10 protein-coding genes and 2 pseudogenes are annotated in these 7,717 nt (G+C 69.3%); 7 read left to right on the forward strand and 5 right to left on the reverse strand.

The features are described from left to right. Positions 1-196 precede the first annotated feature (196 nt). Positions 197-1,153 carry an IS481 family transposase gene (locus tag ACFWBT_RS39790; protein WP_385708792.1) on the forward strand — a complete coding sequence of 319 codons (957 nt, stop codon included), beginning with the start codon at positions 197-199 and terminating at the stop codon, positions 1,151-1,153. A gap of 570 nt (positions 1,154-1,723) precedes the next feature. On the opposite strand, the gene ACFWBT_RS39795 is transcribed toward ACFWBT_RS39790, so the two are convergent. Then, positions 1,724-1,852, reverse strand: a complete 129-nt coding sequence (locus ACFWBT_RS39795) for a hypothetical protein (RefSeq protein ID WP_385708795.1) — start codon at positions 1,850-1,852, stop codon at positions 1,724-1,726. Between the two features lie 444 nt (positions 1,853-2,296). Continuing rightward, on the reverse strand, positions 2,297-2,464 hold the full coding sequence (locus tag ACFWBT_RS39800; RefSeq protein WP_385708798.1) for a hypothetical protein: 168 nt from the start codon (positions 2,462-2,464) through the stop codon (positions 2,297-2,299). Positions 2,465-2,551: 87 nt separating this feature from the next. Here ACFWBT_RS39800 and ACFWBT_RS39805 point away from each other — a divergent pair, with 87 nt between their 5' ends. Further along, a complete protein-coding gene (locus ACFWBT_RS39805; RefSeq protein ID WP_385708801.1) occupies positions 2,552-2,692 on the forward strand; it encodes a DUF6207 family protein in 141 nt (46 codons plus the stop codon). Here the strand turns inward: ACFWBT_RS39805 and ACFWBT_RS39810 are convergent. Continuing rightward, on the reverse strand, positions 2,682-3,614 hold the full coding sequence (locus tag ACFWBT_RS39810) for an anti-sigma factor RsbA family regulatory protein (RefSeq protein WP_385708804.1): 933 nt from the start codon (positions 3,612-3,614) through the stop codon (positions 2,682-2,684). The two genes, ACFWBT_RS39805 and ACFWBT_RS39810, sit on opposite strands and share 11 nt — an antisense overlap. Beyond that, positions 3,614-3,964, reverse strand: a complete 351-nt coding sequence (locus ACFWBT_RS39815) for an STAS domain-containing protein (protein ID WP_385708807.1) — start codon at positions 3,962-3,964, stop codon at positions 3,614-3,616. The genes ACFWBT_RS39810 and ACFWBT_RS39815 overlap by 1 nt, the downstream gene beginning before the upstream one ends. Positions 3,965-4,417: 453 nt before the next feature. Here ACFWBT_RS39815 and ACFWBT_RS39820 point away from each other — a divergent pair. Continuing rightward, a pseudogene (locus ACFWBT_RS39820) lies at positions 4,418-4,789 on the forward strand (transposase); the annotation flags it as partial. A gap of 85 nt (positions 4,790-4,874) precedes the next feature. Here the strand turns inward: ACFWBT_RS39820 and ACFWBT_RS39825 are convergent. After that, a complete protein-coding gene (locus ACFWBT_RS39825; protein ID WP_385708809.1) occupies positions 4,875-4,997 on the reverse strand; it encodes a hypothetical protein in 123 nt (40 codons plus the stop codon). Between the two features lie 192 nt (positions 4,998-5,189). Here ACFWBT_RS39825 and ACFWBT_RS39830 point away from each other — a divergent pair, with 192 nt between their 5' ends. The 4 genes and pseudogenes from ACFWBT_RS39830 to ACFWBT_RS39845 all read left to right on the forward strand — a co-directional run. Next, a complete protein-coding gene (locus tag ACFWBT_RS39830; RefSeq protein ID WP_385708812.1) occupies positions 5,190-5,501 on the forward strand; it encodes a hypothetical protein in 312 nt (103 codons plus the stop codon). Positions 5,502-5,590: 89 nt separating this feature from the next. After that, a pseudogene (locus tag ACFWBT_RS39835) lies at positions 5,591-5,931 on the forward strand (formate dehydrogenase); the annotation flags it as partial. A gap of 29 nt (positions 5,932-5,960) precedes the next feature. Next, on the forward strand, positions 5,961-6,194 hold the full coding sequence (nrfD, locus tag ACFWBT_RS39840) for an NrfD/PsrC family molybdoenzyme membrane anchor subunit (RefSeq protein WP_385708813.1): 234 nt from the start codon (positions 5,961-5,963) through the stop codon (positions 6,192-6,194). Positions 6,195-7,235: 1,041 nt separating this feature from the next. Next, positions 7,236-7,717 (forward strand): helix-turn-helix domain-containing protein (locus ACFWBT_RS39845; protein WP_385708816.1); only part of this gene is annotated, 482 nt, incomplete at its 3' end.

The following is a 7,717-nucleotide window of genomic DNA, read 5'->3' on the forward strand; positions in this document are numbered from 1 at the left end:
GTCCGGCAAGACCGCCCCTGACATGCCATCAGCCCACTACACTCCCGACGACGCCTCTGACCAGGCCAGATAGCGAAACGCTGCTGGAGTACTAGGTGTATTGATCACGAGCGTTGTTGACAGTTGCAGGGCTTGATCATGGCGAAGACCTCCGGTGTGGTGGAGCTGTCTAGGACTGCACCGCACGGAGGTCTTCGTGTCCCACCGTAATGCCCGCCTGACCGTTCACGGCAGGCGGCTGCTCGTCGAACGTGTCCGCGCCGGCCGCCCGGTCGCTCATGTGGCCGCCGAGATGGGTATCTCCCGGGCCACGGCCCACAAGTGGATGCGCCGCTGGCGGGCCGAGGGCGAGGCGGGCCTCGCCGACCGCTCCAGCCGACCCCGGACGACACCCCATCGCACGACGGCAGTGGTGGAAGCCCGGGTCTGCCGTCTGCGCCAGGACCGCAAACTCGGTCCCGCCCGCCTGGGGCCTGTCTTGGGCCTGCCCGCCTCGACCGTGCACCGCATCCTGGTCCGCCACGGCCTGAACCGGCTGGCCTTCCTGGACCGGCCGACCGGCCAGGTCATCCGCCGCTACGAACGCGACCGGCCCGGCGACCTGGTCCACGTGGACGTCAAGAAGCTCGGCCGGATCCCCGACGGCGGCGGCCACAAGGTCCTGGGCCGCCAGGCCGGCCGGGCCACCCGCAGCCGGATGGGCTTCGACTACGTCCACTCCGCCGTCGACGACCACTCCCGCCTGGCCTACAGCGAGATCCACGACGACGAGAAGGCCGCCACCTGCGCCGCCTTCCTCCGCCGGGCAGCGGCCTTCTTCCACGACGTCGGCATCGACCGCGTCGAGCGGGTCCTGACCGACAACGCCTGGCCCTACCGCAAGAGCTTCGCCTGGCGGCAGGCCCTGGCCGACCTCGGCGCGGCCGGCAAACTCACCCGCCCCTACCGGCCACAGACCAACGGCAAGGTCGAACGCTTCAACCGCACCCTGCTCGACGAATGGGCCTACCTGCGGCCCTACACCAGCAACACCGAACGCAGCGCAGCCCTGGCAGACTTCCTGCACACCTACAACCACCACCGCTGCCACACCGCACTCGGAGGCAAACCACCGATCAGCCGTGTCAACAACGCTGCGGGTCAATACAGCTAGACGTCGATACCCTGATGCCGTAGCAGATCCGTCCCTCCTGGCGTCGTACGTCGCGTCCATGTGGCACGGCCGATCATTTCCAGGACTTCGGCGCTGTCAGGTGTCCTGTGTGGCTCGTCAGCGGGTGGACGAGCGGTAGGCGTGCGATGGCATCGTCCAGCAACGCTCGCAGCGCGAGGTGAGCGCGCTCGTTGTTGCACTGCGATGCAGAGACAACGCCACGACTGCTCGAAACGTCCACCGTCATGTAGTGAGCAACGAGTCACACCCCTCTGGCGATGTGAGCCGACCGGGTGCCGCGAGGAAGATCGAAGACGCAGGACAGGGCAGCACTCGCGGTCAGGCTACCCGTGAGCGGGAACATGATGGCGAGAGGGACGGCCCTACATGCCGCGTCCGAGCCGTTCATCGTGATGGGCCGTCACGTGGTGACGTGTACGGCAACGACCGTTCGGATGCGTCACACGCCGTTGGCGGCTTCGCGTCGGATCCGCCATGCTCGACTTCCGCTGCCTGATCTAGAGTTCTCAGTCGAAGCCCGGCCCCCGTCAGCGCTCTGTCGGGGCCGGGCTACCTGCCGCGCTGGCGGCGTCCGGAGAGCGTTGCGCGCAGCGTCGGGTACTGACGCACGTCGGTGCGGCAGGCGGGACAGTGCCAGTAGTCCTGCGGCGGGGCCATCTCCTGCTCCACGCCAGCCACGCCGGTGATCGGCAGTCCGCACCGCTCACACGGTGGGACCGAGACCCGGTCGGGTACCTGTGCCCAGCGTTCCGTCTCCGCTGCCCGCTCACGGCGACGCGCTTCGGCGCGCTTGGATGCGGCTCGCTTCGATGACGTCGCTTTCTTCTTGCCGGGAGCAGCCTTCTTAGCAGAAGCGTCTTCTTCACCGACGCGGACTTCCGCGCCGCGGCCCTAGCGAACTGCGCCACCGCTGCGGTCTCGGCTCTTCCGGCTCTTCCTCGTGCTCCCCGCCCTCATCCGCCTCGCCCCCCCTCGTCCGCCTTCCCACCGAGCAGGACCGCGCACTCGCTGAGGGCGTCGGCAAGCGGGCTCATGTCCCGATCGGCAGCGGCCGACATTGCCTTGCGGCCCGCTTCCAGGACTTTGCCTCGCAACACTGCTCCTGCAACTCGGCGACCTGTGTCATCTCCCCCCAGCCGGCGCATCCCTTCGGCCGCAAGCCGGCGGTTCGAAGCCGAATCGTCGACCCGCCAGATCGTCGGACAGGGCCATCCGGCCGTTCTTGGTGCCGCCCAGCGCATGGCCGCCCACTACAGCGACCGCGAGAGCCACCTGGTCCATGTCATCCATGACTGCGTCACCTTCGATCGCATCGCCGGTTCAACGGGACTGTCAAAACGAGCGGCCCTGTCTCACTTTCGGTGGTGACGTGCTGTCATGGGGATCGTGAGGCAGATCAATGACGCGCATGTGGCAAGGCCGGTGCTGGCTGTCGTGGAGGTCGCGGCCGCCGATACAGAAGCGAGGCAGGCGGCCACCCGGACAGGGCGGCCGCCCACGCGCGCTGTCACAAGCTGAGGTAGAAGCGGACGGTCGTGCCGTCGTCGCCGGTGTGCAGCCGCACCAGGTCGGCCACGTAGTGGACCAGCATCAGGCCCCGGCCGCCCAGCTGGCCTCGCTCCGGCGGGCGGCGGCCGGCCAGCGGATCGGTCAGCCGGCCCGCATCGCGGACCTCACACACCAGCTGCCCCTGCTCGGCCCAGACCGTGAGCGTCCCGCGGCCTCCCCCGTGGACCACGCTGTTGGTCGTCAGCTCCGCGACCGCCAGCTCCACATCCATCAGCCGCTCCCCGGCCAGGCCCAGCCGCATCGCCTGAGCAAGAGCGAACCGGCGGACCGCCGGAAGGTCCTCACCACCGTAGGAGAAGGCCGCGGCGTCCGGTTCAGGCGCAAGCACCTGGTTGTACCGATCGACGACCGCCTGCCAGTCATAGACGTCGCTGACCGACTCACGTCCATCCCCGCTGATGACGGTCGGGTGGGTGACCTCCGCATCAGCGATCACCTCCGGCTCCAGCCGCACCTCGTCGTAGGGGCACAGGATCGTCACCGCCCGGCCCTCGAACGCGGCGTTGATCAGCGCCTCGTGCTGCGCGCACGCCGGGTACTCCACCGCGCTGCGCCCGGGCCAGATCGGCTCGCCGATGATCCGCACACGCCCCTCCGGGTGGGCATCGGCGAATCCGCGCAGCACCTTGGGGATGATCCGCCCCGGGTTGCGGCCGGCCTCGGTCATGTCCAGGAACAGGATGCCCTCGGCGTCCCCGCCCAGACCTGCCTTGATCAGCTCCAGATTGGGGCCGGGCACCGCCACGGCCATCGGCTCGCCGTTGGTCAGGCCCTCGCGCAGGAAGGCCACCGTCTGCCGCATGTACTCCTGCTCGTTGCGGTAGAAAAGGGCAGGGTGCACGAACGGCTCGTGGGTGGTCACCGTGCTCATCACAGAGCCACCTCGATCCGGTCCTGGCCCGGCCAGAATATCGCCAAAACCCGCGGCAGCTGCGGCGGGGGATTCTCGACCACAACCCTCCCGTCGGGCAGGTTCATGGCGGTGACCGCCAACGCGGTTACCCCCGCCACGTCAACGAACGCCACATCCGACAGCTCCACATATGACACGCCCGTGTGCCGCTGGGCCAGCTCAGACAGGGCTTGCTCCCAAGACGGGCGAGTGAGGACGCTGATCTCACCACGGGCACGTATCCCGGAACGACCGGGCAACGGGCTCACCTCCAACGCGGCCCTCCCGGGCACCGGGGCGGGCCCACCCACCACATGTGGGGCATCCACGCTCAGGCTCCTTCACATCAAGCCGCCTGCCGACCATCCCGGCACGGGCAGAGGAAAAGCTGCTCCCGACGCGGCAGTGTATCCAAGCGGCAGACACGCCTGGTTCTGTACGTACCTGACGCTGTGGGGGATCTTGAAAGTCGGGGTTGCCGATCATGGCGCTGGACACGCGATCCATTTCCCCTACTCAGTGCCTCGTTGGCGATCAGCGAATGCTGTAGGACGCCAGGGACCGGGCGAGGATGTGTCAGAAGTTTTGACACCTGAGTGGTGGGTTGCCAGGCTGCGCCTGTGGACGGCGACGCGAGGGTCGGTCTGCTGAAGGCAGAGGTGGCGCGGTTCTGCGGCAATCTGGGAGACCTGCCGCCTGAGCTGCGGTTGCGTGAGGTAGCTAAGCTGCATCACGCGTTGGTTGAGGTGGCCGATGAGGCGCTGATGGCGGGGATGGCCGCGGCGATGCCAGGAGTCGGCGTCAGGACCGGAGCACGCATCCTGATCGAGGTCGGCGGCGGCAGCACCTTCCCGACCGCCGGCCACCTCGCCGCCTACGCCGGTCTCGCCCCGGCAACCCGCAGTTCCGGGTCGTCGATCCGTGGCGAACAGCCCTCCAGGAGAGGAAACAAGCAGCTCAAGCGGGCCTTCTTCCTCTCCGAGTTCGCAGTCCTGGGCGACCCGGCATCGCGGGCCTACTACGACAAGAAGATCGCCCAGGGCAAGCACCACACCCAGGCCCTGCTCTGCCTCGCCAGACGACGGACAGACGTCCTCTTCGCGATGCTCCGCGACGGAACCTTCTACGAACCCCAACCCGCCGCAGCCAGGTGAGGAGTTCAAGCCGCTCGATCAGTCCTCCGGACGAAGCCTCTGACGAGCCGCCTCAAGCCGCTCGTCATAGTCGGATGCGAACGGCTCAGGAAGCGTCTCGTCGATCGTCGACAACCTGGCTGAGGTCCGTCATCTGGTTCTCCAGCCAGTGCGACAGCACCAGTGCCTCGTCACTCGTGAGCTTGATCGTGACCTGGCTATCACTCATGCACACCCTACGGCTCGGCCCGCCCTCGACCACACGAACCTACTGGCCTTCGACCTTGACCAAACATATAGGGGCCCCCGCGAACCGGCGGCGCTGACCGGACGCGGGACGGTCCGGCGATCACCTGCATCATCACGAACGAGAGGGGTACTTGCGTGTCACGCCACACCCGCGCGAGGAAATGAGGACGTCGTGAGCGAGCCCCGCCCGCAAGGCCCCGGGACCGGTGAGGGGCCGATGCCGAAGCCCATACCGAAGGACCTACCCGATCAGCAGGCCGCACCCGATGAAGACCCCTTGGACGTCGTCGGCGAACCCGGACAGTCGCCCCAGAGCCACCGGACCGGCGCGGAGCGCAGCCGCGCGGAAGGCGAAGCCGAGGAATCGGAGAAGCCCGGCACAGAGGTCCCCGACACGGACGAGGCGGGCACCGGCCCCAGGGGCGTCCCGCACTCCGGCAGCCCCCGCCCCGAGCACCCGGTGCCGGACGAGCCGACGGACTGACACCCTCGCGCTCCGCGGGCGCTCGGGCGGGTGACGCGGGCAGCGAGGCCCGCGACCGCCGACCGAACCGGCGGCGGAAGGGAGTCACGATGTGTGTGCAAACGTGGATCGCCGAGTGGCCCGTCTACCGTCGCTCACCGGCCCCAACCTGCTGGAGCGTGGCAGCGCCGCCGTGTCACCCCGCACGAAGCGGCTGAGGCCCCACACCGACACCGCCGAGCGGGTGGTGCAGTCGGTCTGCCCCTACTGCGCGGTCGGCTGCGGCCAGCAGATCTACGTCGAGGACGACAAGGTAGTCCAGATCGAGGGCAACCCCGCCTCACCCGTCAGCCGAGGCCGCCTCCGCCTCAAGGACTCGGCCACCCTCCAGCTCACCACCGGCTCTGCGCGCCGGCACGAGGTCCTGTCCCGGCGCCCGTACGCCACCGACTCAGCGACCGCCCACGCACCGCCACCGCGATGAAGGTCTCCTCCCTCGCCGCCGTTTCGCTGCCCGCCACCGTGCTCGTCCACGACCTCGGCCGGCCGGGCCGGTTCGTCAACATGCTGCGGGTCTTCAAGCCGACGTCCCCCATGAGCATGGGATCCTGGCTGCTCACTCCGTACGGACCTGCGGCCGGCGTCGCGCTCCCGCGGTGGCGCCACCGCGCGAGAACACTCCCGCCCCTCTCGCGGCGGTCCTCGCGGCGCTGAGGAGAGTGCGGCGGCCGAGGCGGCCGGGCTACGCCTGGGCATGGTGGCCGAGACCTGGCGCGATGGACGTGCGGGCGCGCTCCTGCGTGCCGCCCGCGCGTTGGCCCTGGCGGGCGCCGCGACCGCGGCGCCGGCCGGTGGACGCGGCAGGCCGGCCGCCGTGCTGGGCGGCCTCGCCCTGCTCGGTCGGTCTGCACCCGCTTCGGCGTCTTCGCGGCGGGGAGCGCCTCCGCCCAGGACCCCAAGTACACCGTCGTAGCCCAGCGGAAAGGAGAGTGACCTGTGGTCACCGTGTCCCTCACCGGAACGTCCAGCGAGGACGCCGCCACCGTCTTCGACGTGCTGCGAACGGCCTTCCCCCCGACCGGCCCTTGGACGTGCTCGAGGGTCCGCCGGGATCCCGCCCCGCGGTGTGGACTGCGGAGTTCGCGCCCGCTGACGACCGCATCTCGACCGGTCCGGCCCCGCTAGAAGGCCCGGTCAGCGCGACGCTGCAGGACGGTTACCTCTCCGTGGACTGCTGCGCGAGGCACTGAACGGCGCGTTCGCCGTGCAGGAGCGGGGCGCCGCGTCGGGGAACCAGGAGAGGGAGGTCGACCTGCGGCTCGGGGCCAAACGCATGCCGGGCCGAAGAACACGGGGCGCTGTCGTACACGGGCTCACCGCCCCTCACGCCGAAACGTCCCGCCACCGTCCCCACGGACGGGAAGAGCGACAACATCTACGAGGAGCACGTCGAGCAGGCCGACATGCTGACCTCAGATGAGCACGATGCCTGCGATCAGCGAAGCGGGGACCATTGCGGCATGAAGCCAGCCACGCTCCTGCTCCCCTGCTCCGTCATCTCGGGATCCGGCGGGCGGCCCGTCTTCACGCCGTTCTCCACGCTTTGAGGCGACGTGGACATATTCGGCTTCAGCGGCGTCGCGGGGACACAGCTTCTCGTCCTCCCCCGGACTCCTGGGCGTCACCGGTGATCACGAGGTCATGCTAGAAGACACCCGGAGGGCAATTCCGGGACGCCGGTCGCGACTCCACGGCATGCGGCCACCGGCCATTTCTCGGACTGCTGGCCGAGCTGCCGGCCCCCACCAAGGTGACAGCGGGTTGCGCACGGCCAAGCCCACCAGCCGTTGCGTGCCCGCACCGACAGCCGAACGGCGAGGTTCCGCCCCGTTGCCCTCCTCGCCACTCGCGGCGAGCCGTTCGTCCCGAGATGCCTCGTCAGATCCGGAACGGCTCAACCACACGTCAAAAGGCCATCCAGCCGCACCCTGTGCACCTGTCCCGGGGGGCTTGGCCGCCCCCGTCCGTCAGCCGCCGATCCAGGCGTCGACCATCTCCAGGTGCTCAACCGCGGGCTCGGGCGGACGGAAGCCCAGCGCCGCGGTGACGGTCAAGAGGCAGTACGACACGAGCCGCCGCCGAGCGGCGGCGCAGGCGACCCGGCAGGCGATCCTGGACGCGGCGACGCGGCTGTTCGCCGAACGCGGCTACGCGGCGACCACGATGGCGCAGCTCGC

This window comes from Streptomyces sp. NPDC060027, from assembly GCF_042737005.1.
In the GTDB taxonomy this organism is placed as follows: Bacteria; Actinomycetota; Actinomycetes; order Streptomycetales; family Streptomycetaceae; genus Streptomyces.

Excerpts from the sequence above, each read along its gene's own strand:
- ACFWBT_RS39825 (WP_385708809.1), bottom strand. The coding sequence starts at position 4,997 with ATGAGTGATAGCCAGGTCACGATCAAGCTCACGAGTGACGAGGCACTG.
- ACFWBT_RS39805 (WP_385708801.1), top strand. The coding sequence starts at position 2,552 with ATGGGGATCGTGAGGCAGATCAATGACGCGCATGTGGCAAGGCCGGTG.
- nrfD (WP_385708813.1), top strand. The coding sequence starts at position 5,961 with ATGAAGGTCTCCTCCCTCGCCGCCGTTTCGCTGCCCGCCACCGTGCTC.
- ACFWBT_RS39800 (WP_385708798.1), bottom strand. The coding sequence starts at position 2,464 with ATGGATGACATGGACCAGGTGGCTCTCGCGGTCGCTGTAGTGGGCGGC.
- ACFWBT_RS39810 (WP_385708804.1), bottom strand. The coding sequence starts at position 3,614 with ATGAGCACGGTGACCACCCACGAGCCGTTCGTGCACCCTGCCCTTTTC.